This is a genomic window from Paenibacillus lautus, assembly GCF_050482385.1.
GTDB lineage: Bacteria > Bacillota > Bacilli > Paenibacillales > Paenibacillaceae > Paenibacillus_AQ > Paenibacillus_AQ lautus_B.
Window position 1 is genome coordinate 81,321 of the sequence record NZ_JBCNHV010000006.1, and the last position, 25,558, is coordinate 106,878.

Annotated in this window: 29 protein-coding genes; all 29 read right to left on the reverse strand. The window is 48.8% G+C overall.

The genetic code is table 11. From position 1 onward, the window contains the following. Positions 1 to 5: 5 nt before the first annotated feature. On the reverse strand, positions 6 to 794 hold the full coding sequence (locus ABEW73_RS10000) for a FliA/WhiG family RNA polymerase sigma factor (RefSeq protein ID WP_071220103.1): 789 nt from the start codon (positions 792 to 794) through the stop codon (positions 6 to 8). A 15-nt stretch (positions 795 to 809) separates the two neighbouring features. Continuing rightward, complete coding sequence (locus ABEW73_RS10005; RefSeq protein WP_430164845.1) at positions 810 to 1,211, reverse strand: hypothetical protein; 402 nt, start codon at positions 1,209 to 1,211, stop codon at positions 810 to 812. A gap of 3 nt (positions 1,212 to 1,214) precedes the next feature. Then, the gene (locus ABEW73_RS10010; protein ID WP_006211305.1) at positions 1,215 to 1,712 is read right to left on the reverse strand and encodes a chemotaxis protein CheD; all 498 of its coding nucleotides are present in this window, start codon (positions 1,710 to 1,712) and stop codon (positions 1,215 to 1,217) included. Further along, positions 1,705 to 2,298, reverse strand: a complete 594-nt coding sequence (locus ABEW73_RS10015) for a chemotaxis protein CheC (protein ID WP_430165013.1) — start codon at positions 2,296 to 2,298, stop codon at positions 1,705 to 1,707. The genes ABEW73_RS10010 and ABEW73_RS10015 overlap by 8 nt, the downstream gene beginning before the upstream one ends. 36 nt (positions 2,299 to 2,334) lie before the next feature. After that, a complete protein-coding gene (locus tag ABEW73_RS10020; RefSeq protein ID WP_098747019.1) occupies positions 2,335 to 2,796 on the reverse strand; it encodes a chemotaxis protein CheW in 462 nt (153 codons plus the stop codon). Positions 2,797 to 2,849: 53 nt separating this feature from the next. After that, complete coding sequence (locus ABEW73_RS10025; protein ID WP_430164848.1) at positions 2,850 to 4,919, reverse strand: chemotaxis protein CheW; 2,070 nt, start codon at positions 4,917 to 4,919, stop codon at positions 2,850 to 2,852. Between the two features lie 23 nt (positions 4,920 to 4,942). Then, entirely contained in the window at positions 4,943 to 6,280 is a 1,338-nt protein-coding gene (locus ABEW73_RS10030) for a protein-glutamate methylesterase/protein-glutamine glutaminase (protein WP_430164851.1), read from the reverse strand. Between the two features lie 38 nt (positions 6,281 to 6,318). After that, the gene (locus ABEW73_RS10035; protein WP_430164854.1) at positions 6,319 to 7,209 is read right to left on the reverse strand and encodes a MinD/ParA family protein; all 891 of its coding nucleotides are present in this window, start codon (positions 7,207 to 7,209) and stop codon (positions 6,319 to 6,321) included. Then, positions 7,206 to 8,645 (reverse strand): flagellar biosynthesis protein FlhF, encoded by a 1,440-nt coding sequence (gene flhF, locus ABEW73_RS10040; protein WP_430164857.1) that lies wholly within the window; start codon positions 8,643 to 8,645, stop codon positions 7,206 to 7,208. The genes ABEW73_RS10035 and flhF overlap by 4 nt, the downstream gene beginning before the upstream one ends. Continuing rightward, positions 8,642 to 10,675 (reverse strand): flagellar biosynthesis protein FlhA, encoded by a 2,034-nt coding sequence (gene flhA / locus ABEW73_RS10045; protein WP_076324979.1) that lies wholly within the window; start codon positions 10,673 to 10,675, stop codon positions 8,642 to 8,644. The genes flhF and flhA overlap by 4 nt, the downstream gene beginning before the upstream one ends. A 24-nt stretch (positions 10,676 to 10,699) precedes the next feature. Continuing rightward, positions 10,700 to 11,788 carry a flagellar biosynthesis protein FlhB gene (gene flhB / locus ABEW73_RS10050; RefSeq protein WP_098747031.1) on the reverse strand — a complete coding sequence of 363 codons (1,089 nt, stop codon included), beginning with the start codon at positions 11,786 to 11,788 and terminating at the stop codon, positions 10,700 to 10,702. 20 nt (positions 11,789 to 11,808) lie between these two features. Further along, the gene (fliR, locus tag ABEW73_RS10055) at positions 11,809 to 12,597 is read right to left on the reverse strand and encodes a flagellar biosynthetic protein FliR (RefSeq protein WP_098747033.1); all 789 of its coding nucleotides are present in this window, start codon (positions 12,595 to 12,597) and stop codon (positions 11,809 to 11,811) included. 11 nt (positions 12,598 to 12,608) lie between these two features. Continuing rightward, positions 12,609 to 12,878 carry a flagellar biosynthesis protein FliQ gene (gene fliQ / locus ABEW73_RS10060; protein WP_009594725.1) on the reverse strand — a complete coding sequence of 90 codons (270 nt, stop codon included), beginning with the start codon at positions 12,876 to 12,878 and terminating at the stop codon, positions 12,609 to 12,611. 39 nt (positions 12,879 to 12,917) lie between these two features. After that, positions 12,918 to 13,670: a flagellar type III secretion system pore protein FliP gene (gene fliP / locus ABEW73_RS10065; RefSeq protein ID WP_430164859.1), complete on the reverse strand. Its 753-nt coding sequence runs from the start codon at positions 13,668 to 13,670 to the stop codon at positions 12,918 to 12,920. After that, on the reverse strand, positions 13,667 to 14,191 hold the full coding sequence (locus ABEW73_RS10070) for a FliO/MopB family protein (protein WP_430164862.1): 525 nt from the start codon (positions 14,189 to 14,191) through the stop codon (positions 13,667 to 13,669). Before ABEW73_RS10070 ends, fliP begins: the two co-directional genes overlap by 4 nt. An 11-nt stretch (positions 14,192 to 14,202) precedes the next feature. Continuing rightward, on the reverse strand, positions 14,203 to 14,568 hold the full coding sequence (locus ABEW73_RS10075; protein ID WP_006211317.1) for a response regulator: 366 nt from the start codon (positions 14,566 to 14,568) through the stop codon (positions 14,203 to 14,205). A 29-nt stretch (positions 14,569 to 14,597) separates the two neighbouring features. Further along, entirely contained in the window at positions 14,598 to 15,857 is a 1,260-nt protein-coding gene (fliY, locus tag ABEW73_RS10080; RefSeq protein WP_430164865.1) for a flagellar motor switch phosphatase FliY, read from the reverse strand. Beyond that, positions 15,847 to 16,845, reverse strand: coding sequence for a flagellar motor switch protein FliM (gene fliM / locus ABEW73_RS10085; RefSeq protein WP_076324984.1), 999 nt, complete (start codon positions 16,843 to 16,845; stop codon positions 15,847 to 15,849). The genes fliY and fliM overlap by 11 nt, the downstream gene beginning before the upstream one ends. Positions 16,846 to 16,880: 35 nt before the next feature. Beyond that, the gene (locus tag ABEW73_RS10090; protein ID WP_430164868.1) at positions 16,881 to 17,345 is read right to left on the reverse strand and encodes a flagellar basal body-associated FliL family protein; all 465 of its coding nucleotides are present in this window, start codon (positions 17,343 to 17,345) and stop codon (positions 16,881 to 16,883) included. After that, the gene (locus ABEW73_RS10095) at positions 17,342 to 17,566 is read right to left on the reverse strand and encodes a flagellar FlbD family protein (protein WP_009594749.1); all 225 of its coding nucleotides are present in this window, start codon (positions 17,564 to 17,566) and stop codon (positions 17,342 to 17,344) included. The genes ABEW73_RS10090 and ABEW73_RS10095 overlap by 4 nt, the downstream gene beginning before the upstream one ends. A 51-nt stretch (positions 17,567 to 17,617) precedes the next feature. Beyond that, complete coding sequence (gene flgG / locus ABEW73_RS10100; RefSeq protein ID WP_430164871.1) at positions 17,618 to 18,442, reverse strand: flagellar basal body rod protein FlgG; 825 nt, start codon at positions 18,440 to 18,442, stop codon at positions 17,618 to 17,620. 74 nt (positions 18,443 to 18,516) lie between these two features. Continuing rightward, on the reverse strand, positions 18,517 to 18,906 hold the full coding sequence (locus tag ABEW73_RS10105; protein WP_430164874.1) for a TIGR02530 family flagellar biosynthesis protein: 390 nt from the start codon (positions 18,904 to 18,906) through the stop codon (positions 18,517 to 18,519). Beyond that, positions 18,903 to 19,550 (reverse strand): flagellar hook capping FlgD N-terminal domain-containing protein, encoded by a 648-nt coding sequence (locus ABEW73_RS10110; protein ID WP_430164877.1) that lies wholly within the window; start codon positions 19,548 to 19,550, stop codon positions 18,903 to 18,905. Before ABEW73_RS10110 ends, ABEW73_RS10105 begins: the two co-directional genes overlap by 4 nt. A gap of 20 nt (positions 19,551 to 19,570) precedes the next feature. Next, positions 19,571 to 20,914 (reverse strand): flagellar hook-length control protein FliK, encoded by a 1,344-nt coding sequence (locus tag ABEW73_RS10115; RefSeq protein ID WP_430164879.1) that lies wholly within the window; start codon positions 20,912 to 20,914, stop codon positions 19,571 to 19,573. Positions 20,915 to 20,961: 47 nt separating this feature from the next. Continuing rightward, a complete protein-coding gene (locus tag ABEW73_RS10120; protein ID WP_430164882.1) occupies positions 20,962 to 21,888 on the reverse strand; it encodes a MotE family protein in 927 nt (308 codons plus the stop codon). 45 nt (positions 21,889 to 21,933) lie between these two features. Continuing rightward, positions 21,934 to 22,377 (reverse strand): flagellar export protein FliJ, encoded by a 444-nt coding sequence (gene fliJ / locus ABEW73_RS10125; protein ID WP_098747053.1) that lies wholly within the window; start codon positions 22,375 to 22,377, stop codon positions 21,934 to 21,936. A 9-nt stretch (positions 22,378 to 22,386) separates the two neighbouring features. Continuing rightward, positions 22,387 to 23,706 (reverse strand): flagellar protein export ATPase FliI, encoded by a 1,320-nt coding sequence (fliI, locus tag ABEW73_RS10130; protein WP_076324992.1) that lies wholly within the window; start codon positions 23,704 to 23,706, stop codon positions 22,387 to 22,389. Next, positions 23,690 to 24,544, reverse strand: a complete 855-nt coding sequence (locus tag ABEW73_RS10135) for a FliH/SctL family protein (RefSeq protein ID WP_430164886.1) — start codon at positions 24,542 to 24,544, stop codon at positions 23,690 to 23,692. Before ABEW73_RS10135 ends, fliI begins: the two co-directional genes overlap by 17 nt. Further along, a complete protein-coding gene (gene fliG, locus ABEW73_RS10140; protein WP_071220479.1) occupies positions 24,537 to 25,553 on the reverse strand; it encodes a flagellar motor switch protein FliG in 1,017 nt (338 codons plus the stop codon). The genes ABEW73_RS10135 and fliG overlap by 8 nt, the downstream gene beginning before the upstream one ends. Between the last annotated feature and the right edge of the window lie 5 nt (positions 25,554 to 25,558).

Consider the following 25,558-nt stretch of genomic DNA (forward strand, 5'->3'; position numbering starts at 1 on the left):
AAGCGTCAATCGTTTTGCATCAGCAAATCCCGATCTTTATCGAGCGCGCCCCGAAGTCTCAAAATCGCTTTGGAATGAAGCTGAGATATTCGTGAAGGTGATAGCGACATCACTTCAGCAATTTCGCTGAGTGATAAATCCTCATAATATAATAAGGAAACTACGGTCCGCTCTTTCGGGGTTAATTTACCGATACCCTTCATCAGGGCTTCTCGCAGGTAAAATTCATGGACCTTGTGATCCGGATTTTTCGCTTTCTCATCAACCAGGAGCGACATTCGGGTCTCAGACTCCTCCTCGCGGATCGGATCCTCCAGAGATGTCAATGTCATGACCGCTACTTCCTGCAGCATGTGCCGGAATTCCTTCTCGGTCACGTCCAGGTAATCACTCATCTCGGAATCACTGACGCTGCGTAAATACTTCTGTTCCAACTGCTGATATGCAGTTTCAATCTTCTTCGCCTTCTCGCGGACAGAGCGCGGCACCCAGTCCCCTTGGCGCAGCGAGTCCAGAATAGCCCCACGCACACGCCAAGAAGCATAGGTTTCGAATTGCAGGCCTCGTTTGTAATCAAACTTCTCGATGGCGTCAATCAGACCCATTACCCCATTGCTGGCCAAATCTCCCTTAGAAACGTTCTTCGGAAGACCGATGGCCAAACGGCTTGAAACATAGTCAACGATATGCAAATGATATTCGATTAGTTTCTTCTTCGCTTCATGGTCTCCATCTTCCTTCCATGCGCTCCATAAATCCGCATGGTTCAGCACAGAAGCTTTACGTTCGTCCAATTACCTTCACCCTCCTTATTTTTCCGTAAGGTGACGAACGGCCTTGGCCAGTTCTTCGGGTTCTTTCGTTGAAACCAGCTTAGGAGGATTTAGCGGTACAAAGTCTCCATTCTCTTTGCTGCTGGATTCGGAATGGATTAAATCCATCAATTCCCGATCCTCATCAGGCGTGGATAAATCAAGAACAGTTCCTCGGTCATGCTCCCGCTGCGTGTCGGCGTCCCCTTGAACGGTGGCTCGCGGACCCGTAATGGCAGCAAACATCCAATTCAGTAGGAACGCCAGAATAAACCAAATCGCACATGCAAGGAGAGCCCGATACATGCTAGTCATCCACAGATTGTTACGTATGGAGAAAATAAATGTGAACACAAACCCGGCAATTCCAGTCATCAGATAAAAACGAAGTTTTCCCATTAGCTACAATTCCTTTATGCCCTTTTGTACGCTTCGTATTGTAAACTTACCCGTTGCACAGTCCAACTCAACGGTTCTTCCGTAATTTCCCCCGGTATCCTCGGCAATTAGCGTGATCCCCATCTGCTCGAGCCCAGCCTTGCAGGACTCCACATTACGAGGACCAATGCGCATGGTGTCACCGGAGCCGGCAAAAGCAAACATTTGGGCTCCCCCCGCCATTTTGGCTACCATACGTGCCGGGGAAGCACCCAAATTCCTCATCTTGTTCAACAGGATCGGAAGTGCCGTATCGGCGTATTTTGCCAGGTTTAGCTGCCCTTCTCTGGCAATCGCTGAAGATGGAAGCATCACATGAGCCATTCCACCAATCTTCGTCACCGGATCATACAACGTCAGTCCGACACACGAGCCGAGTCCCGTTGTACGCAAAATACCGTTTGGACCTGCGACGTTCAGATCCGCCATGGCTACTTTCACTATGCTTTGTTCTTCAATCATGCTCAAAAGGCACTCCTAAAGCTTCAAAAATTTGAGCAAATGATTGCGGATCAGGTATGAGGAAGAACTGGCCTTCCACCTCGTTCTGCCCTTCTAGGAACGTCGTGTTGATTAAGAGGGCATCGTCTCCCATTTCTCCGAACTGCAGCAGTCCATAACTCAAGATGGCACCTGCCATATCCATCGCAAGAGCCGGCACCGTAGGTGTCATGGACAGATTGGTCAAATCAGCGAGCGACGATAAGTACGAGCCTGACAATATATTTCCGATCTCGCATAATGCGGACTGCTCCATCTCGGAGAATTGCTCCTCATCCGAGACTTCAAAGCCCGCCAGATTCTGCAGCAAATTCTTCCCGGCTTCCGGACTCATAATAAAGAAGAGATTTCCCGGCGCACTGCCTTCTACCCGTAAAAATACGGCAAGAACGAGTTGTTCGCTCCCTCCAACACTTTCGGCAATCTGTTCAAATGGCAGGAGTTGAACTTTGGGAACAGCCATATCAATCGGTTTGTTAAGCAAGCGGGAGAGGGCGGTTGCCGCATTGCCCGCTCCGATGTTTCCAACTTCCTTCAAAACATCCATTTTGATTTCCTTGCCATGCTTAAACAGCTCCACTGTCTACTCCTCAAGGCCTTCCAGCTGAATAATCTCACTTTTGTTCAGCACTTCGGACAAATTCAGCATGACGAGAAGGCGCTCCTCTCCTACCTTCGCGACACCGCGAAGATATTTCGCTTTAATTCCGCCGACAACCTCAGGTGGAGTGTCAATGCTGTCCGTATTCAGATCGATGACATCACTTGCGGAATCCACGATAAAGCCTACCTGCATATCATTGACCGCCACGATGATAACCCGCGTTTGATCGGTTGCTTCAACCTCGTCCAATCCAAAGCGGCCGCGCAGATTGATTACAGGAATGACGACGCCGCGCAGATTAATAACCCCTTTTACGAAAGCATAGGTCTTGGGAACACGCGTAATGGGCATCATTCGCTCAATGGTCTGAACCTTGTCTACCTCGATGCCGTATTCTTCCTCGCCAAGTCTAAAGACAATAACCTTGATTTCTTCTCCCATGAATAAGTCCTCCTTCAAAATGTGTGGCCTGCCGCCTGAGTTATAGCAACCTGTTATTTGATAAATGCATTTGCGTCAATAATGAGAGCGACTTGTCCATCCCCTAGAATAGTTGCTCCGGATACCCCCTGAATGGCAGGCAGATATTTACCCAAATTCTTAATGACGATCTCGCTCTGTCCGATAAAATCATCGATGGTGAGTGCCGCCAGACGATCCCCCTTGCGGATTACAACGATCTCTGTTTCTTCTTCCAGCTCCTCATCGAAATCCGGAATTTCAAACAAGCGGCTGAGCGAGATGACCGGAATCAGCGATTCCCGGAACTGGATCATGCGGCTGCCGTGAACATGTTTGATTTGGCCGCGCTTGATGATGCCCGTTTCAACAATGGAGGAAAGTGGAATCGCATATTTTTCAGATCCCATCCGAATCAGCATAGCTGCAATAATAGACAGCGTTAATGGAAGCTGAACGGAAAAGTTCGTGCCTTTTCCCGGTGTCGAGTAGATGGTGACGTTACCGCCAAGCGCAACTATTTTGGATTTAACAACGTCGAGCCCAACGCCTCGGCCTGATACATCCGAAATTTTCTCTGCCGTGCTGAATCCCGGTGCGAATAGCAGTTGATTGACCTCGTCATCGGTCATGGTGGCTGCTTCGGCCTCCGTCACAACGCCTTTTGCCAGCGCGTTCTTCAGAATTTTGTCACGGTAAATGCCGCGTCCATCATCTTCAATCTCAATGAAAACATTGTTGCCGCTATGAAACGCACGCAGATGCACGGTACCGGTCTCCGGTTTACCAGCAGCGATGCGGTCGGCAACAGGTTCGACACCATGGTCAGCCGAGTTGCGCAGCAAGTGGACCAGCGGGTCACCAATCTCATCAATAACCGTACGATCCAGCTCCGTCTCAGCTCCGGTAATAATCAAATCAATCTTCTTGTCCAATGTTTTGGCAAGGTCACGTACCATCCTAGGAAAACGATTAAACACCGTATCCACAGGAACCATGCGCAGCTTCAGGACGATATTCTGCAAATCGCTGCTCACGCGGCTCATATGCTCAACGGTGTCCGTGAGCTCCTGATTCTTGGACTCACTGGCTAACTGCTCTAGCCGTACCCGGTCAATCAGCAGCTCACTGAACAGATTCATTAAGACATCCAGCCGCTCGATATCAACCCGGATCGTTCTCGAAGGATTACCTCCCCCTGCATTTCGGGCAGGTGCCTTGGACTCTTTGGCAGGCGCTGAAGGACTCTTGGCTTCCGGTGAAGCCGCAGCCGCTGGAGCTGCCTCTGAAACTTGCGGTTTGACAGCTTCTGCTGTAGCCGCACTCTCCTGAACCATTTGCTGCAAAGATTCATGATCGAGCGCCACAACCGTAGTAGTCTCGATCTCCGAAACGCCCAGAATCTGGCTTTCAATGTCTTGCGTTTCTCTTTGCGTTATGTAATACAACGAAAATACGCGATCGAATTCACCTTGTTCAATCTCTTGAACGTCCGGATACGTTTTGACGATTTCCCCGGATCTTTCCAGCGTTTCGAATACCATGTAGGCACGAACCGCCTTGAGTTGGCAATCCTCTCGCAATGTCACTTGTATATATAAAACCTTATGTCCTTCCGAAATCGATTGATCGAGCACGGAAAATTGAAACTCATCCAATTCAATTCCTTGTACGGCCACAGCGGAGTTATCTCCTTCAGCAGCTGCCCCGCCAGGCGAAGCTCCTTCACCACGTACAATCGACTGCAAGGAAGCCACGATCGAGGAAACATCCGCTTTCCCGTCTCCGCCTTCGGTAATATCCTGCACCATCGATTCAAGAGCGTCCAAGCTTTTGAAGAGCGTGTCAAAGATAAAATCCTGCATCTTTAGCTTTTCGTTCCGGACAAGATCCAGCACGTTTTCCATCTGGTGGGTAAGTGAAGCCAGATCTTCGTATCCCATCGTTGCTGCCATACCCTTCAACGTATGAGCCGATCGGAAAATAATCTGTACGATCCCGATATCGTCCGGGTTGCCTTCTAATTGAAGCATGTTTTCATTTAATGATTGCAGATGATCATTTGACTCATCAATAAACATTGTTAAATATTGATTCATGTCCATTGAGAGACACCTCCTCTTCAAGTTCACTTTCCGTTATTTACAGCTTGAACCATTCTAGGTGCAATATCATGAAGTGGCAGAACGTGGCTTACGCATCCGAGCTCAACAGCTGATCTTGGCATCCCGTATACGACGCAGGTTTGCTCGCTCTCCGCATAAGTGGATGTCACTCCTGAATCGTAAAGCTTCTTCATCATTCTCGCTCCATCGCTTCCCATGCCGGTCATCAGCACCGCATGACGCTTGATCATGGTCAACGGCAGTAGGGATTCGAACAGCACATCTACAGATGGACGGTGACCATTTCGAGTCTCATCCTGACTGATCCTGATTTGGTAAGCGCCGCTGTCCGAGCGGTAAACCCTCATATGGCTGCCCCCCGGTGCAATGTAGGCTTTCCCCGGTTCCAATACCATCCCTTGTTCTGCTTCCATGACCTCCAGCTGACTGAATGAATTCAAGCGCTGAGCAAGCGATTTGGTAAAACTCGGCGGCATATGTTGAACGATGACAATCGGGGCACAGAAGTCGCCGGGAATGGGCTCGAGAAAAGCTTTCAATGCTCTTGGCCCACCGGTCGAGCAGCCCACCGCAACCAAATCCGTCAATTCCGTTGACTGCGGTACCTTGGCTTCATGGAGCTGACGACTCTCGTTCTCTGGAAGCACGACTGGAGCTAGGTCTGCAACAGGCTTACGATCTGCCCGTTTTCTCTTTGATCCAGAGGGCTCGGCTCCTTCCGTAGCAGTAGACATCTTCTTCTCAACAGTCCGTGGTGACGGCATACGAGGCGAATCCATTCGCTTGCTCCGTTGGTCAGTCTCGCGGACCGTCGTTCGCGTCTCATTCACCTGCGGCTTCTTGTTCAGCGTTTTGTCAGAAGGCTTTGGCGAAAGAGGAACCGTTATGTCCGCACTCCGTCGTCTCTGCTCTTCTTCTTCCCACAATGCCCTCCGCTGTTTAGCCTGCATCGCCGCATTCAGTTGCTTCATTAGTTCTGAACGCACCTGCTCAATATCAAGCGCATTAGAAATGGAAGGCTTTCGTATAAAATCAAATGCTCCTGCCTCAAGGGCAAGAATGGTCTCTTTCATGCCTTGCTCATTAATGCCGGACAACATAATGACCGGACGGGGGCCCGAATCCATAATAAGCTTCAGAGCATCAAGGCCGTTCATTTCCGGCATTTCTACATCCAGTGTAATGACATCCGGATTCAATTCCTTTACTTTCCGAACGGCGTCAAGCCCGTTATCAGCTGTTCCGACAACCTGAAAAGATGGGTCACGCTCGATGAAATCGGAAAAGATTCTCCTCATAAATGCGGAATCGTCAACGACAAGCACAAGAAAAGGCTTCATAGATGTCCACCTCAGTTTCCATTAATCCAAGCAAAGAATCATTTCGTACGTTTGAGCCACCGATGCATAAATCCTTTGATTCCCTTCGGAGCTTCCGGCTCTGTGACAGCAGGAACGGTCATGTAGCGAAGCGCGATCCGTCTGATATCACTAGAGGCGTTACATCGCGGATAAGCTGCTGTAAATGGGACCTGCCGCTTAACCGCCTGGACAACATACGTATCATCGGCAATCGATCCGAGCAGCTTGATGTCGATATCAAGGAAACGCTGGGCCGTCAAAATAATTTTGTTTGCTGCCTCCCTAGCCTCCTGCTCATCACTCGCACGATTGACAATCAGGCTGAACGGAACCTGGTTTTCCGTGCCGTGCACCACTTTGATTAAGGCATAGGCATCCGTAATGGATGTCGGTTCCGGCGTCGTGACGACAAGGCATTGATCAGCGGACGTGATAAATTTCATATTTTCCTTGGATAAGCCGGCTCCTGTATCAAAGATGATATAGTCCATCTCGGAAGCAATACGCTCAATCTGGGATATAAAATAATCCATCTCGTCTTCAGATAGCGTCATCATGTCCGCCAAACCGGAACCTCCGGCAATGTACGGAAGCTTGTCCGGCCCATACTGAATCACTTCTTCAATGCTCTTCTCCCGGCGAATGAGATGATACAAGCTGTACCGGGAGCTTACGCCCATAAGAACGTCAATGTTTGCCATCCCGATGTCGGCATCAAACACCAATACCTTTTTGCCCATCGACTGCAAAGTCAGCGCAAAATTCAGTGTGAAATTGGATTTCCCAACCCCGCCTTTTCCGCTGCTGACCGTTATAATCTTGGCCGTTCTTGGAGATGTTGCCTTACCGCTGTTCCCTGACTGCTGGGACGAAACCAGCTGGCGAAGCGAATGAGCTTGATCCGTCATGTACGAATCTCTCCCAGCAGCAAACCGCATAACCGCTCACGATCAGCCATCAACAGATCATCCGGCACATTTTGACCATTGGTCATATAGGACAAGCGAAGGTTATGGGCATCTATCAGATTAAACAAGGAACCATAACTGCCGGTCTCATCCATCTTCGTAAAGATGACCTTATCCAGTTCGTATTTGCTGAAATGATCCGCGATTTCGATCATATCACTGCTCTTGGAGGTCAGGCTGAGCACAAGATAGGTTTCGCTTTGATCGGAATGGGAGAACAGACTTTGAAGCTCGGATACGAGCAGCTCATTGCGATAGTTCCGACCCGCTGTATCCATCAACACCAAATCACAATCCTGCAGCTTCTGGAGGGCCCGCTGCATATCGCCAGGCGATTGCACGACCTCCATCGGCACATTGAGAATGGATGCATAAGTACGCAGCTGTTCAACGGCAGATATCCGATACGTATCGGAAGTAATAAAACCTACCTTGCGTTGGTTACGGAACAGCTGCTCTGCAGCGATCTTCGCGATCGTGGTAGTCTTGCCGACCCCTGTCGGTCCAGCGATATATACAATCCGCGTCTCGGGTTGAACGCCGCCGCCGATACGCCCCTCAAGGAACGCCTCAGCTTGCTTGTAAATCACGTTCTGCAGTTCGGCCTCACTCATCTGCATATGATTAGCTTTCCAGGCTTCCTCCGCGGCTGTGAGCCACTCTTCCGTCAGTTTGGCCGAAAGATCCTGCTTGAGCAGCTGATCCCGAATGAAGTGCAGCGGCTCAGGAAGATGCTGTGCTTCAAGATTTTGCCTGGATAATCGCGCAATCCATTCCTTCATTTCCTTAAGCTCTTCAAGGACTCTTTGTTCGGATTCGCTAATTCCCAGACGGGAACTTAAAGACTCCTCCTGTCCCCCACGGGATGATTGAACAGATTCAACGGAAGCTGCTGTTTCCGTTTGATCGTTTCGCATCGCTGCTTGTGCAGTTGCTGCAGGCTGTTGCACATGGCCCACTTCGTTCTTTTGCCTGTTAACTTCCTCCTCGGAAGCTGCGACCTGGCTCAGAATCTCTGCAAAACGACTAAAGTCATCCTCATGCTGTACGCCGGAAGCTGTATCCGTGTTATTCGCCGAATTCGTGGAGGTCTGTGTACCGGGCTTCGAAATTTCAGCCGTTCGTTGATACGCCTTGGGTACAGCACCAGAAGGTACAGCAGGCGGAACTTTGGACTTCATCGGAGCAGAACCTTTGGATTTCTCCGCTTGCTCTACTGCCGCGATCACCTCGATCTTCTTACGGGTAAACATCCCCAGGAATCCGCCTACCTTGGTTTCCTTCGTACTCAGTATGACGGCATCCGCACCCAAATCCGTACGAATGTGCTGCATCGCCTCAGGCATCGTGTCGACGAAATACCTCTTCACTCTCATAAGTTCACCACTCCGACACTTTGAATTTCGACGTTCGGCTCCAGCTCACTATAGGACAACACCGGAATATCCTGCATGCTTCGTTCAATGACCTGCCTTAAATACATTCTTATAGCCGGTGAGGTAAGCAGAACAGGCTGCTGTCCCATCTGAATGATCCGGTTAACCTGTTCACTGAGCTTCTGAAACACACTCTGTGTCGATGCCGGGTCCATCGCGAGATAACTTCCTTGGTCACTCTGCTGGACGCTTTCGGCGATCTTCTTCTCCAGCTGTGGCCCAACCGTGATAACCCGCATGGCCTCGCCCTCTTGAGCATATTGCTGGGTAATTTGGCGCGAGAGGGCTTGTCTAACATATTCGGTAAGGACATCGGGATCTTTCGAATAATGTCCGTAATCCGCAAGGGTTTCGAGAATGGTGACCATGTCGCGGATCGAGATTTTTTCGCGGAGCAGCTTAGCCAATACCTTCTGTACTTCTCCAATGGTCAGCACGGAAGGAATAAGCTCGTCCACAAGGACCGGATAGCTTTCTCTAATGTTGTCAACCAATGCCTTGGTTTCCTGGCGTCCAATCAGCTCATGGGCATGTCTCTTAATTAACTCGGTCAAATGGGTAGCCACAACGGACGGCGGATCGACAACAGTATAGCCGGCGAGATCCGCTCGCTCTTTCATGGCTTCATCTATCCAAAGAGCAGGGAGCCCGAATGCCGGTTCGGTCGTTTCGATCCCCGTTACGGAATCATCCTCGTACCCAGGGCTCATGGCGAGATAGTGATTTAATAATAATTCACCACCGCCGACAGCATTCCCTTTTATTTTTATGACATATTCATTCGGTTTTAGTTGAATATTGTCGCGAATTCGGATAACCGGTACGACGAGTCCCAGCTCAAGTGCGCATTGTCTCCGAATCATAATGATCCGGTCCAATAAATCTCCGCCTTGCTGCGCGTCTGCGAGCGGAATCAACCCATACCCGAATTCGAATTCGATCGGGTCAACCTGAAGCAGGTTGATCACACTTTCCGGACTTCGAACCTCTTCGATTTGCTGTTCCTCCTCAAGCTGCTCCACTTCGACCTGCTTGCGATCCAGATTGTTCTGCATCCTCCGTGCCGCAATGAATAAGATGAGGGCAATCGGTGCGGTCGTAATCAGATGAATGGGTGTGAAAATCCCTAGCAGCAGAACGGTACCTGAAACAATGTACAATAGATGAGGGTAGGAGAAGAGCTGCCCTGTTAGATCCTCCGCCAGGTTCCCTTCCGAAGAGGCTCTTGTAACAATCAAGCCCGCCGCAGTGGAAATCAGAAGCGCCGGAATCTGACTGACCAATCCGTCCCCGATCGTCAGGATGGAGTATGTGCTCATCGCATCTCCGAATGACATTCCATGAATCGAGATCCCGATGATAAACCCGCCGATCAGGTTGATCAGCATGATGACAATCGTGGCGATGGCATCACCCTTAACGAATTTACTTGCACCATCCATAGCCCCGTAAAAATCGGCTTCCCGCTCGATTTTTCTTCTGCGTTCCCTGGCTTGCTGCTCATTGATCAAACCTGCGTTCAGATCCGCATCGATACTCATCTGTTTACCAGGCATCGCATCGAGCGTAAATCTTGCCGCAACCTCGGCCACCCGCTCCGAGCCTTTGGTAATGACGATGAACTGTACCACAACGAGGATCAAAAAGACGATGAAGCCAACCGCAATTTCGCCATTCGCTATCCACTTACCGAACGTGGCTACAACCTCACCCGCGCTAGCTTCCGACAAGATCAGCTTCGTTGTCGAGATGTTAAGCGCTACACGAAACAGTGTCGTGATAAGCAATAAGGAAGGGAAAATGGAGAAGTCCAAGGCTTCCTTCGTATTCATGGCCACCAGCAAAATAATAAGCGCCAGCGAGACATTGATAATCAGGAGTACATCGAGCAGCCATACCGGGATCGGAAGAATCATCATGAGTACGATGCCAATGACACCCGCAAGGACAGATAGATCTTTTATTTTCACTGCACTGACGCCTCCGGTCCCTAATTATTTCACTTTACCTTTTAGTTTATATACATAGGCCAGCACTTCCGCTACGGCCTGGAACAGGTCTCCCGGAATCGAATCCCCGATTTCCGACCGTTGGTACAAAGCGCGTGCCAGCGGCTTGTTTTCCATCGTTATAATTCCGTGTTCCTTCGCTATTTCTTTAATCCGCAAGGCCATGAAGTCCTGCCCCTTCGCAATGATCTGCGGGGCTTCCATCATGGACCCGTCATATTTGATCGCCACTGCAAAGTGGGTCGGGTTTGTGATGATAACGTCGGCATTCGGGACTTCCTGCATCATCCGCTGAAGTGCCATCCGACGCTGGCGTTCCCTGATCTTTCCCTTGATCAGCGGATCGCCCTCCATCTTCTTGTACTCGTCTTTGATGTCCTGTTTAGACATCCGAATGTTTTTTTCGTAATCATATTTCTGATACATGTAATCCAGAATGGCTAGAATGATCAGCCCGATGGCAATCTTGAAACCCAGTGACATGGTGATATCGGCCACGAAATGAAAAATGGTGTCGGGTCCCATCGTTGACAAGGAAGATAATCCTTCCCTCGCAGCCCACAAGGTGGTGTACACGAGGTAACCGATGATGGTCAATTTAATGACCGATTTCAAAAATTCGACCAAGGAACGCATCGAGAATATGTTCTTGAACCCTTTGATGGGATCGATTTTACTGAACTTCATTTTCAAAGTCTCGCCCGTCAGCATAAACCCGACCTGCAAATAATTAGCCACCAGCGCAATAACGAACACCGAGATAAACAACGGAGCCAGCAGAAGCAAGATTTGGACACCGTACTCCCCAAATAACTGCATCACATTGTCTTTCGTAACGTCCATGGAGAGCCGATTAATATAAATGTCGGTGAATAATCGAACGATGCGATCTCTCATATACCCGCCGAAAATTAACAAGCAAAAAAATGCGGCCAGCAAAACCGATGCACCCGATACCTCCATACTTTTGGCAACTTGGCCTTTCTTACGCGTATCCTGGCGTTTCTTCGGTGTGGCTTTCTCCGTCTTTTCACCAGCGAAGAGCTGTAAGTCGACCGGATACCGGTATGACATCTGCTTCACCTCCATCCTCCTTAAGTCGGCCCGTCTCCAATAACGCCGAGCAACTGCCGGAGTGCTTCAAACATTTTGGCAAACAGATGATCAAATAGTGACACCAGCATCGGCATGAGCAGCATCAGCAGCACGAGTCCAACGATGATTTTGATGATAATCCCGATAACAAACACATTGAACTGCGGTGCCGTCCTTGCCAGAAAGCCAAGCCCGACATCGGTCAGGAACAGGGCTGCTACCAGCGGAGCCGCCATTTGAAGCGCCAATACAAAAGAGTGCGAGAATGTTCGTACGAGAAAATCCGTCACATTGCCGTCATGAATCTTCCCAAACACATCACCCGTAATCGGAATCCAATCATAGCTGTACATGATCGCATCGAGCAGATAATGGTGACCATTCATGCTCAGGAATACCAGTAGAGCCAGATAATATTTGAAGGTACCGATTAATGGGGTTGAAGTCCCTGTAAAAGGATCGATGACATTGGCCATGCTGAACCCGATCTGAATGTCAATTAATGCTCCTGCCGTTTGGACGACGGTCATAATTAGATAAGCAGTGAAACCAAGAAGCAGTCCCACCAATACTTCCTGGACAATCAATATGACATAAGACAGATCTTGCGGAACCACTTCTCCGAGCCCGAACGAAAAATATACGATCAGGGCGATGATGGCCGAAAGGCCTATTTTGTAAGAAGGTGGTATACCGCGTGATGTAAACACTGGCGATATTACAAAAAAAGCTGTTATTCGACAAAAAATAAGCATGAAAACAGGTAAACTTTGCTGTAACCATTCCATGGACACTCAGCCTATCCGATATATTTGTAGAGATTGTCCAAAATACCGTGGGTAAAATCCACTAACGTCGTTAATATCCAAGGACCAAACAGCAGTAATGCTACAAGAACAATAATAATTTTTGGTACGAAAGCCAGTGTCTGTTCCTGGATCTGTGTTGTCGCTTGAAAAATACTGATGATAAGTCCGACAACCAGTGCGAGAACCAGCATCGGTGCGCTCACCTGGAGCACAATATAGACCGCTTGTCCTGCCAGACCGATAATAAATTCAGCGCTCACGGCGAGTCCCCCTGTATTCGAATTACTTGCCGCTTATGGCTACGTGTTAAAGCTCATCAGCATGGATTTCACGACCAGATACCAGCCGTCTACCAAAACGAAGAGCAAAATCTTGAATGGCAGCGAGATCATGACCGGCGGCAGCATCATCATACCCATCGCCATCAGCACGCTGGCAACCACGATATCGATGACCAGAAACGGAATGAAGATCATAAAGCCCATTTGAAAGCCGGTCTTCAGCTCACTAATGGCAAATGCCGGTACCAAAACCGTTAATGGAATATCCTCGTAAGATTCGGGTTTCTCTGCGCCTGTGTAATTCATGAACAACAATAGATCCTTTTCCCGTGTGTGCGCGAACATGAACTTCTTCATTGGATCTTGAGCCTTATCCAGCGCCTCCGCTTGGGTAATCTCACCTTTAAGATAGGGCTGAAGCGCTACATCATTTATCGACGACAACGTTGGAGCCATTACGAATAAGGTAAGAAACAGAGCCAGCCCGATCAACACTTGGTTTGGCGGTGTTTGCTGTGTTCCGAGCGAAGTACGGACAAAGCCAAGCACGATAACAATCCTTGTAAAACTAGTCATCAGCACCAGTATCGCCGGTGCAATGCTAAGAATGGTGATCAGGAGTATCAAGGACAAGGAGCTTGTCCCCGGTGTGTCTCCCTTATTGCCGATTTGAATATCGATGTTTGGAATCGGATCCGCAAATGCCGTATGGGAAAACAGAAATCCAAACAATATGAAAATCGCGATAGCGTACGAGATCTTTTTATTCATGAATCTTTATGATCCTCCCGCAGCAATTCTTCGACCTTTTCTTTCCGGTTCGGTACGCTGCGCAGCTTGGATTCGAACACTTCATGGAAAGAAGATGTATCGTCCAATTCCATTTCTTCCGGTGGTTTGTCTTTACGGAGTTTTGCCGCCAGTTTCGTTATAAAAGGCGGCAGTGCCCCATTATGTATTCCAGAATCCTGTTCAAATGCAGCTTGGATAAGCGCAACTTCAGCTGGATCAGAAATTTTGTCCACCAACCGGACGTCTTCGCCAACTCCGATCACATAGATGATGCCCCCAATTTCGACGAGCTGAAGGGACTTGTTAGGGCCCATCCCAACCGCACCCAAAGTACGAATGGAGCGGCCCTGCATCCAGCTCTGATTCTTTCTGCTGAGAAAGCGAATCAGGAACACGATCAACGCAACGATGATGGCAAGTACGATAAAGACATAAAATAACTGTAAATAATACCCGGTAGTACTACTTGAGCCTAATCCATCAGAAGCTGCCATCATCATAAGAAGAATCCTTATACGCCAAGCGTCTTATTGATGGCTTCAATGACTCTGTCCGATTGGAACGGTTTAACGATAAAGTCCTTGGCTCCAGCTTGGATCGCATCAATAACCATCGCTTGTTGGCCCATGGCAGAGCACATAATCACTTTTGCGTTCGCATCGACTTTTTTAATCTCTTTCAGCGCCGCGATACCATCCATTTCCGGCATCGTAATATCCATCGTAATCAGATCTGGACGAAGTTCTTTAAATTTCTCGATTGCTTGCGCACCGTCCTGTGCTTCTCCCACAACCTCGAATCCGTTCTTGACCAATATGTCACGGATCATCATTCTCATAAATGCAGCATCGTCCACAATCAGAATTCGGTTAGCCATTGATAAAAATCCTCCCTAAAATGTTTGTGCTATTGTAATTTTTGAATCCGGTCCCATTGGCTTACGATATCCGTCACGCGTACACCAAAGTTCTCATCGATGACAACGACCTCGCCTTTGGCAATCAGTTTATGATTGACAAGGATGTCTACAGGCTCACCGGCAAGCTTGTCCAGCTCGATGATCGAACCTTGTGACATTTCCAGGATATCCTTAATTTGCTTTTGAGTCCTCCCTAATTCTACGGTGACTTTAAGGGGAATGTCCATCAGTAAGTTCAGATTGTTTTCATCCACCTGGGTGTAAGGCGCAGATTGCAGATTAGCGAACTGTACGGGCTGTACATTCACATTGCGATTCGGCATGCCGCCATACTGTTGCGGCTGCCCTTGGAAAGGCATCTGCGGCTGTCCATATGGCATGGATTGCGGGATCTGTCCTCCCTGTCCTTGCACTGGCTGGCCGTAACCTTGTCCGTAGTCGAATCCTTGGCCCATGTCATTGCCATTAACAGGGTTAGCCGGTGCTTGAGCCGGTTCCTGTGTACTGACAGGTGCTTCCACCGTCGGCGCGGCTTCCTGCTTCGCAGGCTGCGGCTCTTCCGTCCCGTTGATAAGCATGTGAACCATATCCTTGGAAAAATGAACGGGAAGCAGCTGCATAATGGTTGAATCAATAAGGTCACCGATAATTAATCGGAATGAAATCTTAATCAATGTTTCATCCGGCGGAAGGTTATTAACCCCTTCACCATTTGCCATGTTCAGAATGTCAATGCCTGGCGGCGATATATTGACAAACCGGTTAAAAATCGTGGACATGCTCGTTGCGGAAGAGCCCATCATCTGGTTCATCGCTTCCTGAACGGCACTGATATGAATCTCGTTGAGTTCCTCTTCCACGGGGTTGCCTTCCCCGCCTAACATCAGATCAGCAATGACCTGGGCATCGCGTGTTTTAATGACTAGAGAGTTAATTCCTTCAAATCCATCCACATAAGTGACATGTACCGCTACATGCGGCTTCGGAAATTCTTCCTCAAACTCGCTTCGCTTAATGATCGACACTTTGGGTGTCGTGATATCCACTTTTTTGCCCAGCAAGGTAGACAGAGCGGTTGCAGCACTTCCAAAGGTAATGTTACCAATCTCACCAAGCGCGTCCTGCTCCAGAGGTGTTAATACATCATCGACAGTCGCCGCCGAAGGAATTGATGCTGGTGATGCCATTTCCGACTGTTTTAACAAAGCGTCGATTTCTTCCTGGGATAAATAGTCTTTACTCGTCAAATTCTTCAGCTCCTTCGATGACAATTTCATCGATTTGTACAGCAACCCGGTCTTTTATCGTTCCGGGACTGCCAATAAACTTTAATCTGTCCCCAACCTTTATGGAAAGTCCATCATGCATCGGTTTGTTTAATGAGATGACGTCGCCGACACTCAGTCCTAAAAATTCGGACACGGTAAGCTGTGAAACGCCCAGCTCGGCAACAATCGGAAGCTTGGCTTTACTTACACGCTGCTTAAGAGCGTCTACTTCCTCTGGAACACTCGCTTTTTTCTCCGAGATAAACCACTGATGCGCCGATAGCTTGGACATGATCGGTTCCAGCACCACATGCGGGATACACAGATTAATCATCCCCGTGGTATCGCCGATTTTGGTGCTAAGGGAAATTAGCGCAATGGTTTCGTTCGGAGAAACGATCTGCATAAATTGCGGATTCGTTTCCAATGCTTCAAGGCGCGGTGAGATGTCCAGCACCGTTTTCCACGCTTCCTGCAGACTATCGAATGCCCGGCTGAAAATGCGCTCCATGATGATGGTCTCGATTTCGGTCATCGAGCTGACGGAAGAAGGAGCAATGCCCGTTCCTCCCAGCAAACGGTCCAGCATTGCGTAAGCAATGTTCGGATGGACCTCAAGCACCATGCGCCCGACAAGCGGTTCCGCCTCGAATATATTAAGAACTGTCATTTTGGGTATGGAGCGAATAAATTCATCATATGGAAGCTGTTCAACCTGCACCACATTGATTTGCACAAAAGTACGTAATTGTGCTGAGAAATAAGTGGTCAGATATCGTGCAAAGTTCTCGTGAATGCGGGTCAAGCTCCGAATATGATCCTTGGAAAACCGGAGTGCCCTCTTAAAATCATAAGAACGAATTTTCTTTTGCGTTTCCTCTTTTTTCAGTTCTTCAGCATCCATTTCCCCTGAAGAGAGAGCGGCCAATAAGGCATCGATCTCATTCTGCGATAAAACATCAACCATCTACTCACCCCCTTACAGGTCGTCCGACGAACAGTCTAGATACCTACGATCATTACTTCTGTCATTTCGATTTGAATCAACTGCCCGGACGTTACCGACTTATTGATCAGGTTCTGCAGCTTGCCGATAAACTGTTCGCGCCCTTTAGAGTCATTAAGCAACTCGGGTTTCGTGTCGGCCAACGTTTTGATAATAATCGGTTTGATTTTAATCTCCTTGATTTTGTCGAATTCTTCCTTTGCTTTTTTGTCACTAAGCTGAAAAGCAAAGGCCATCTGGGCAATATATTCAGGATCTGCGAGATTCGTCTTGATCCCGGTTATTTCCGAAGTCATCTTGACGATCTCATCGGCTGACAACTTGGATAAAGCCGCTGCATTAGCCGAAGCCTGACTTTTACCGTTATCGCCAAGCAGTTTGTCCGACAACAGAAAGATCGCCACAACAATCAGCGTAATGGATAACAGGATCGTAATTAACCAGGGGAGCATCTTTTTCATGAAGGTTCCTCCAATTGCTGCACTTTAATGGTAGCTTGATGAATGCCTACCTCGTGATGATACGCCTTAACGGAAGCGATGATTTCATTTGCACTTTCAAGCACAATCATGCGTTTTCCATTAATCAATGTAATGTAGGTGTCAGGAGTCTCCTCAACCATTTCTATCAACAGCGCGTTAAGCCACAACTGCGAACCATTTAACCTCGTTACCGATATCATGGACAGCCTCCTTGTTTAATCAGGGAGGGGATTGCCCCTCCCTATCCATCCTTATCGTTTCAGATTGACAACTTCTTGAAGCACTTCATCCGAAGTCGTAATGATCCGGGAGTTGGCTTGGAAGCCGCGCTGAGCGACAATCATTTCCGAAAATTCGCTGGTCAGGTCAACGTTGGACATTTCGAGCTGGCCAGCAATAATGGCCCCCGTCCCTTCCTCAGCGTTGTTCCCTTCAAACCTTACGGCATCCAAATCGCCATCCGGGATTGCATTCAGCGTTACGCGATACAAATTACCGCCGATTTTCTCCAGACCTTCGGGATTCGGAATTTTCGCGACGCCGATGATGGCTCCCTCTTCCGTTGTCCCGTCACTCATCTTCTGAATGATGGCGCCATTCTGTGCAATCGTGAATGCCGTTACATCATCGCCCAACTGGATAGGGTCACCGTTCGAATCAAGAACGAGCATACCGTCCGAAGTTACCAGGTTACGCGCTACGTCTACGTGAAAGTCACCTGCGCGGGTCAAGAAAGCCATATCTTGATCCTCGCTAAGCTTCACCATGAAAAATCCGTCTCCGTCAATTCTCAAGTCCGTCGGATTATGGGTTGTCATTGCGCTGCCTGGCGTATGCAATGTATCAATCGAACCGATCGATACACCAAGACCGATCTGCTTCGCGTTGACACCACCGGTTGGATCGTCGGTTCCCGGTGTAACCCCGGACATCGTTTGGCTAAGAATATCTTTAAACATCACACGTCCCGCTTTAAACCCAACTGTGTTTACGTTGGCAATGTTATTACCAATGACATCAAGCTTGGTTTGGAAACCTCTCATTCCGGAAATACCGGAATACATGGATCTTAACATCGATTTTCCTCCTTTTGTTATGGACCGCTTCTGTCGATCAGCGGCCGCCTGGCTTCCTCACGGGCCAACCAGATTTATGAAATAATAACTGCACTATCAATTTGCGTAAATACGTTGTCCTTCATCGCTTTGCCATCCATCGCAGTGACCACGGTCCGATTCGGAATATTTACAATCAGAGCCATATCCTTCATCAGAATGAGTGATTCCTTGCTCCCCTTCGCTGCAGCTTTGTCCACCGCGCTCTGAATCTGCGCAAGCTGATCACCCTTTAATTCAATGCCGCGCTGCTGAAGTCTCTTCGCTGCATGATTGCTGATTTTTAGAAGATTCTCATTTAAGAGTTCCTGGAACGTCCCGGCGGGTGGATTAGTCTGAGCTTGTGCTGGTTTACGCTCATTATGAAGTGCTGCAGGATGTATTTTCCCAGGGTATAAATGCCCTATCATCATACGGTCACTCATGGCGCTGTTCCCCCAGGCTCATTTCCCCCTTGCCCGGGATCTCCGGCTTCAGGATCTGACGGATCGGGATTGCCTGTTTCAGGTACGGAAGGATCTGGATTGTTTGTTACAGGATCTGTCGGACCCGGATTACTTGTGTCAGGTACAGAAGGACCCGGATTGTTTACTTCAGGATCTGTCGGACCTGATTTAACTGGATCATTCTCGGTTACAGCGTTCTCGATTTTCATAATTTGGTCAAGCGATACTTCACTGTCACCGACTTTGGCATAATGGACGCCTTCACGAACAATAATGGAATCTACGATACCGCTCTTTATGACGGACTCCGTGCCATCCTCCGGCTTGAACATCCAGCTGATCTGTTTACCGATCAAACTTGAAGCAGCACCCAGAGACTGACTCATCGCCGTTAATTGAGTATTGATATTCATCAGCTGCTCCAGGGAAGTAAACTGGGCCATTTGGGCAATAAACTCCCGGTCCTGCATTGGCTGAAGCGGATCCTGATGCCTTAATTGCGTAATCAGGATACTCAAGAACTGATCCTTTCCAAGCTCCTGGCCATTTCCGTTTTTATTGCTGACATTCCCTTTACTATAATTGGGCCACATATTATTAGTAGATACCGGATTTGTTGCCATCCAAGCTCACCTCCTCACTGTTAGGCTTTAGCAGTAAATGTCCCTGCTTGCACAAGTTCATTGTCAGCTTGATGCTCAGCAATCCAATCGTTTAATTCTTCTGTCAGATTTGCTGCCAGCACGGCATCGTCGGATGGTCTATCCTTCTCCTTTGAGCGATGCTGTGACTGCTGCTGACCTGATCCAGGCTGACGGCCGTCTTGATAAAGATTCGTATTGGAAGGCTGACTGCTCTGTGTGACTTCAATTTTCTCGATCTGCAGCCCTTGTGCAGTCAATGCGCTGCGAAGCTGTGCCATTTGCTGGTCGATCAGCTCTTTGGCATCCGTCGACCTTGTCATGAACTGGGCGATTAATTGGCCATTCTGCATCGTAAGTTTGATATCTACTTGACCCAGATGTTCCGGATTCAAGGAGATTCTCGCTTCCGTAAAACCAGTTTGTTTCACGATTTCGAGCTTATTAATAATGAAGGAAGTCATTTCGCTCGCGAAGTTCTCAACAGGCACCGGCGGAGCTGCAGGCTTTACGGCAACTTGCGTTCCTGAACGCAGGGCTAGCTGACCGGCAGTAACCGTTCCTTGCTCCAACAGTGAATCTCCTTCGTTAATCACGAACTCAGTTGCTGTACCATCAACGTCGATACTTGTCGTCAGCGATGACCACTTGGCATTCGCTTGGCCCGTTGTTTGAGAGGAAGCCGATTGTCCTGAAGTATTCGTTGATACATTAGACTGAACGGCATCCGGTTGTTTTTGGGCCAAAATGTTATCAAAACTGCCGCTTGCCTTACTCTCCCCGGTCCCTGTTCCTTGACCAAGCAAACTATGGAAGGATTGAACAAGCTGTTTTACAGCAGCTTCTGTATTCAGATCCACCTGGCCAGATTTGGAAAGCATCGATGCCAGCTGGCTGATCGTATCCTGTACCGCAAATCGAATGGTCTCCGATCTGGAAGCCAATGGAGATATCTCATTCCCATCCGTATTTTCTTGTGCTTGAGGAGAAGCTCCGCTCAGCATAAGATTCACTTGCGTTAGCCAGTTCTGCAGCTCTTGCAATAAGGATGGTTCCTCCACTAAGGCTTGGTCCATGGTGTCCAGCTCCTGCAGCAAACCTTGAAGCAATTCCATCAAGCCTTCAAGTGATGCATCGGTTTCCGAAGAAGACTGCGTTAGCAAGGATTCCAGCTTGGCAGCGACTTCCGTCGAAGTTGTTGAAGCGCTGTTGCCGCTGCTGTTCATCTGGTAAGCCAGTGTCGCATCAAAGGAAACACCCGCTGTCGTTTGACCCGCCGCGCTTGTCTTTCCGCTTCCCGAGGGACTGCTCACGGATGGAGACATGTTTTGTACCGTTATTGTCATCGTCTTATTTCACCTCCTTTCCTGGGGATGGAGATTCATTTCAGAGCTTATTTAGAGCCCATCAGGCGATTCAATATCTTTGCTGCCAGCTCCGCATCTTTCGAGGACATCGCATTTAAAATCCGTGAACGAGTAGCATCATCCACTGTGTTTAGAATGGTCATGGTCTTAGCCGGACTGATCTTATACGTTTGCATCAGCAGCTCGGCAGCGTTGGCAGGTGTCATTCCGGCAAAGGTCTGATTCAACTGGTTTTTATCCAGATTGTCAGATGACTTCTTCTGTACTGCCTCCGTTTCGTTCTTCTTGAGCCTGGATTGCAAAGCCGCAATGGCCAGATCTTCAGAAGTCTCAGCATCTTTAAGCATCATGGTTGCATCTGCGGCCGTTTTCGGATCCATTTTCTGCAGAATGGCAACCCGGTTGCTGCTCTTCATCTGACTAAGCATAAGCACCATTTCTTCCAGCGTAAGGTTTTGCATAATCGGTGCGGCTTTGCTTGGACTCATGTCCGCGTAGAGCTTGGACAGTTCACGAATCTGCTTGGTATATGCGTCTTCTTCTTCTGCCTCCCCGCTTGCCGATGTGCTTTGCATCGAATCAATTTGGGTTTCCAGCTCTTTCACCTTGTTTTCCTGCGCTGCTTTTTGCTCTGATACTTCATTTAATGTTTCTTCGCGTTCGGCAAGCTGCTTCTTGAGTTCAACAATCGTAGCTTCCGCGCTTTCTTCCTGCTGCTTCGCTTCTTTGAGTTTCTGCTCTTCCGGGGTCAAGACCGGATCCGGGACCCAGTTCTTCACGATCGGAATTTTATTAGCTACATCGATGAGTCCATCCCGCACATCGGCTCTAAAAAATACGGCAAGCGCCCCGAGCAGAACAATCGTGAATATAGCAGGTACCAAAATCAACAGTATCCGTTCAAATCCTCCGCCTGATTCTTCCTTATCAAGCGGCGTGTCTTTTCGTGCCACTCTCATTCCTCCTTCGCGGTCATAACCCTTCGGTGTTTGCAAACCTTATCGGGCTTTGATCGCAAAACGTACCGTCGCCATTTCGTCCAGCTCGTTTTGTTCCCGAAGGAGACTTTCATGCCGGAACTTTTCTTGGGATTTGTCTCTTGCCTTTAACCACACTTTTTCGTCAAGCATCTTGTCAGACAATACCTTTTGTTTCTTCGTTACATTGACATGAGCGATCCGTATGTCATCCCGCTTCCGCTCAATGCATTCTTCCAAGTACTCTGCATATACCTGAATGTTTCGGATCTCAGCGACCGGCACGCACCGCGATGCCACCTCCTGCTGAGCGCGATACATTTGATCCCGCATCTCATACAGCTCATTCAGACTTTTCTCTTCTGCCTGCAGCTTCCCGATGGCGCTTGACAGCATCCATTCGGCTTGCGTTTTCTCGTTGCTTTTCAGGTCTACGATTTTCTGGAATGCATAATGAAATTTCATTCTTCAAAGTCATCTCCTTGAAAACTCGGAAATCAAACGTTCCTGAACCTCATTCAATGTTGTCTTCTCATTCACTTTTTGCTTCGTGAAATCCCATATTCGCCCGATATATTCAATCGATTCATCGATATCAGCATTCGAACCCTGTTGATATGCCCCAATATTGATCAAATCCTCTGAGTCCTTGTAGATCGCCATCAGTCGCTTTACATTCTCGGAAGCATCGATTTGTTCCTCCGGAGAAATATCTTTCATTACGCGGCTAATGCTAGCCAGCACATCGATAGCCGGGAAATGCCCTTTGTTCGCTATATTCCGGTTTAGAACGATATGACCATCGAGGATCCCCCTGACCGCATCCGCGATCGGTTCGTTCATGTCATCACCGTCTACCAGCACCGTGTAAAAAGCGGTAATCGAGCCCGTTGGCCCTGTGCCTGCGCGTTCCAGAAGCTTCGGCAGACTAGCAAAAACAGACGGAGTATAACCACGCATGGCCGGCGGTTCTCCCACGGCAAGCCCTACTTCACGCTGCGCCATTGCATAGCGGGTAACGGAATCCATCATCAGCATCACATTCAGGCCGCGATCCCGGAAATATTCAGCGATCGTTGTAGCGATCAAGGCTCCCTTAATACGGATGAGTGCCGGTTGATCCGAGGTCGCTACAATCACGACGGACCGCTTTAACCCCTCGGGACCCAAATCCCGTTCTATGAAATCCAGCACCTCGCGTCCACGTTCTCCGATCAAAGCAATGACATTGACATCGGCAGATGTGTTTCGTGCGATCATTCCCATCAGAGTACTCTTCCCAACACCAGATCCGGCGAATATGCCGACCCGCTGGCCTTTGCCGATAGATAGCAATCCGTCAATCGCGCGGACGCCGATGCTGATCGGCTCCTGAACCCTCGGCCTATTAAGCGGGTTCTGGGGGACATTATGTGTTGAATAATGCGGCATACGCGCTGGAATGATAGATCCGTCCAGCGGTTGTCCCAATCCGTCGAGCACTTTGCCAAGCAGTTCCGAACCTACCTGCACGCTCAGCGGTTTGCCGGTACCGACTACATCACAGCCGGGGCCAATAGAGTGAAGCTCGCCTAGAGGCATCAGCAACACTTTGTTGTCTCTAAAACCCACGACCTCCGCCTTGAGCGGCTTGGATTGCTTCGTGGGATAGATGTAACAAACATCGCCGATGCTTGCATCCGGACCTTCGGACTCCACCATCAGCCCGATAACCTGCGTAACTTTGCCGTTGATGCGAACGGGGTCCAGATGTTTCAGATAATCCATATACCGCGCGCTATTCAGCTTCTTCATCTTGATTTCTCCGTTCCTCATCATCAAGAGCGAACCGCACGAGTTCTTTTTTGATCTCGGCTAGCTGTGTATCGATGCGGGCATCCACGCTTCCGAAGGAAGACCTGATCACGCACCCGCGATCCTTAACCGTGGAATCCGGCAAAATTTGAAGTTCTGCCTGAGAATCGATCGATAATCCGAGCTCTTCCCGTGCCGCGTATACAAATTCGAATTGCTCAGGAGCTACGCAAAGGGAAATGACTCCTTTTTCCCGCTTGCGTGCCAGGTTCTTTCGAATCAGCTCCAGCGTGAAATCAGGTTCAATCGTAAGCTGACGATCCAGTACTTTCTCCGCTATGCTGCAGCTGAGCTCCACCAAGAACGGCTCCGCTTCCTGAATTAAATCATCCTTAGCTTGATGGGCGAGCTGAAGCAATTCACTCGCTTGTAATGTCGCTTGCTCCATCAGTTCCTTCATCTCAAGTTCCGCCTTGGCTGAGCCCTCGGCGTATCCTTGGTTAAATCCTTCCATCTTCAGCGTTTCAGACAAATCCTCGTCCTGAAGCCTTCTTTCGGTCCACCACGCTTCCATCTGCTGCTGCGCTTCACTCAACAGCCGCTCCGCCTCTTCCGAAGCCTCACGGATTTGCCTTTCGGCAAACTCTTGAGCATCCTTCAGCATCTCTTGCTTTAAGCGTTCAGCTTCAGCCAGCGTCTGTACAACAGCCGGCTCGGCAGTCGGAGGAGTATATTCCTCGACCGTTTCCTGGGTTGGTGACGCATAACGACGAGCAAGATCCAACTCTTTCAACACATCCATCGGTTTATAGTGGGACGATTTGATCAAGTTAGACAATGATGTCATCTCCTCCGCCGCGAGCAATAATGACCTCGCCCGCTTCTTCGAGTCTTCGGATCGTGCTTACAATCCGCGTCTGAGCTTCCTCTACATCACGCAGCCGCACCGGCCCCATGTATTCCATTTCTTCGCGGAAGGTTTCGGCCATACGCTTGGACATGTTGCGGAAAATGACATCCCGTACCTCTTCGCTTGCCACCTTGAGTGCAAGCTGCAAATCGGCGTTCTCGACATCGCGGATAATACGCTGTATCGAACGGTTGTCCACGTTGACGATATCTTCGAATACGAACATCCGCTTCTTGATTTCTTCTGCGAGCTCGGGATCCTGGATTTCCAGGGAGTCCAGGATTGTTCGTTCTGTTCCGCGGTCAACGCCGTTCAGAATTTGAACGATGGATTCAATGCCACCCGCACTCGTGTAATCCTGGGTAACCGTCGCCGACAGCTTCTGTTCCAGCACGCGTTCCACCTGGGCGATGACTTCTGGTGAAGTACTGTCCATGACTGCAACCCTACGCGCTACTTCGGCCTGCTTCTCTTGTGGAAGCGAAGATAGGATCGCAGATGCCTGCTCGTATTGAAGATAGGACAAGACAAGTGCAATGGTCTGTGCATTTTCGTTCTGGATAAAGTTCAGAATTTGGCTCGGGTCCGCTTTGCGGGCAAAGTCAAACGGTCTTACTTGAAGCGTTGCCGTCAGTCTGTTGATCACTTCCATCGCTTTTTGCTGTCCAAGCGCCTTCTCCAAAATCTCTTTAGCGTAATTAATACCGCCTTGCGAGATGTACTCCTGGGCTAGACAAATTTGATGGAATTCCTGAATAATGCTATCTTTCTCATCACTGTCGACTTTGCGAACATTCGCAATCTCCAGCGTTAATTGTTCAATTTCTTCATCTCGAAGATGCTTAAATATTTGAGCGGACACTTCCGGGCCAAGTGTAATGAGCAGTATAGCCGCTTTTTGACGTCCGCTTAACATTTGGTTATTTCCCTTAGCCAATGCTT

Coding starts and splice junctions, on each gene's coding strand:
- ABEW73_RS10005 (WP_430164845.1), bottom strand. CDS start 1,211: ATGGGAAAACTTCGTTTTTATCTGATGACTGGAATTGCCGGGTTTGTG.
- ABEW73_RS10010 (WP_006211305.1), bottom strand. CDS start 1,712: ATGATTGAAGAACAAAGCATAGTGAAAGTAGCCATGGCGGATCTGAAC.
- ABEW73_RS10015 (WP_430165013.1), bottom strand. CDS start 2,298: ATGGATGTTTTGAAGGAAGTTGGAAACATCGGAGCGGGCAATGCGGCA.
- ABEW73_RS10020 (WP_098747019.1), bottom strand. CDS start 2,796: ATGGGAGAAGAAATCAAGGTTATTGTCTTTAGACTTGGCGAGGAAGAA.
- ABEW73_RS10025 (WP_430164848.1), bottom strand. CDS start 4,919: ATGGACATGAATCAATATTTAACAATGTTTATTGATGAGTCAAATGAT.
- ABEW73_RS10030 (WP_430164851.1), bottom strand. CDS start 6,280: ATGAAGCCTTTTCTTGTGCTTGTCGTTGACGATTCCGCATTTATGAGG.
- ABEW73_RS10035 (WP_430164854.1), bottom strand. CDS start 7,209: ATGACGGATCAAGCTCATTCGCTTCGCCAGCTGGTTTCGTCCCAGCAG.
- flhF (WP_430164857.1), bottom strand. CDS start 8,645: ATGAGAGTGAAGAGGTATTTCGTCGACACGATGCCTGAGGCGATGCAG.
- flhB (WP_098747031.1), bottom strand. CDS start 11,788: ATGTCATACCGGTATCCGGTCGACTTACAGCTCTTCGCTGGTGAAAAG.
- fliR (WP_098747033.1), bottom strand. CDS start 12,597: ATGGAATGGTTACAGCAAAGTTTACCTGTTTTCATGCTTATTTTTTGT.
- fliP (WP_430164859.1), bottom strand. CDS start 13,670: ATGAATAAAAAGATCTCGTACGCTATCGCGATTTTCATATTGTTTGGA.
- ABEW73_RS10070 (WP_430164862.1), bottom strand. CDS start 14,191: ATGATGATGGCAGCTTCTGATGGATTAGGCTCAAGTAGTACTACCGGG.
- ABEW73_RS10075 (WP_006211317.1), bottom strand. CDS start 14,568: ATGGCTAACCGAATTCTGATTGTGGACGATGCTGCATTTATGAGAATG.
- fliM (WP_076324984.1), bottom strand. CDS start 16,845: ATGGTTGATGTTTTATCGCAGAATGAGATCGATGCCTTATTGGCCGCT.
- ABEW73_RS10090 (WP_430164868.1), bottom strand. CDS start 17,345: ATGAAAAAGATGCTCCCCTGGTTAATTACGATCCTGTTATCCATTACG.
- ABEW73_RS10095 (WP_009594749.1), bottom strand. CDS start 17,566: ATGATATCGGTAACGAGGTTAAATGGTTCGCAGTTGTGGCTTAACGCG.
- flgG (WP_430164871.1), bottom strand. CDS start 18,442: ATGTTAAGATCCATGTATTCCGGTATTTCCGGAATGAGAGGTTTCCAA.
- ABEW73_RS10105 (WP_430164874.1), bottom strand. CDS start 18,906: ATGAGTGACCGTATGATGATAGGGCATTTATACCCTGGGAAAATACAT.
- ABEW73_RS10110 (WP_430164877.1), bottom strand. CDS start 19,550: ATGGCAACAAATCCGGTATCTACTAATAATATGTGGCCCAATTATAGT.
- ABEW73_RS10115 (WP_430164879.1), bottom strand. CDS start 20,914: ATGACAATAACGGTACAAAACATGTCTCCATCCGTGAGCAGTCCCTCG.
- fliJ (WP_098747053.1), bottom strand. CDS start 22,377: ATGAAATTTCATTATGCATTCCAGAAAATCGTAGACCTGAAAAGCAAC.
- fliI (WP_076324992.1), bottom strand. CDS start 23,706: ATGAAGAAGCTGAATAGCGCGCGGTATATGGATTATCTGAAACATCTG.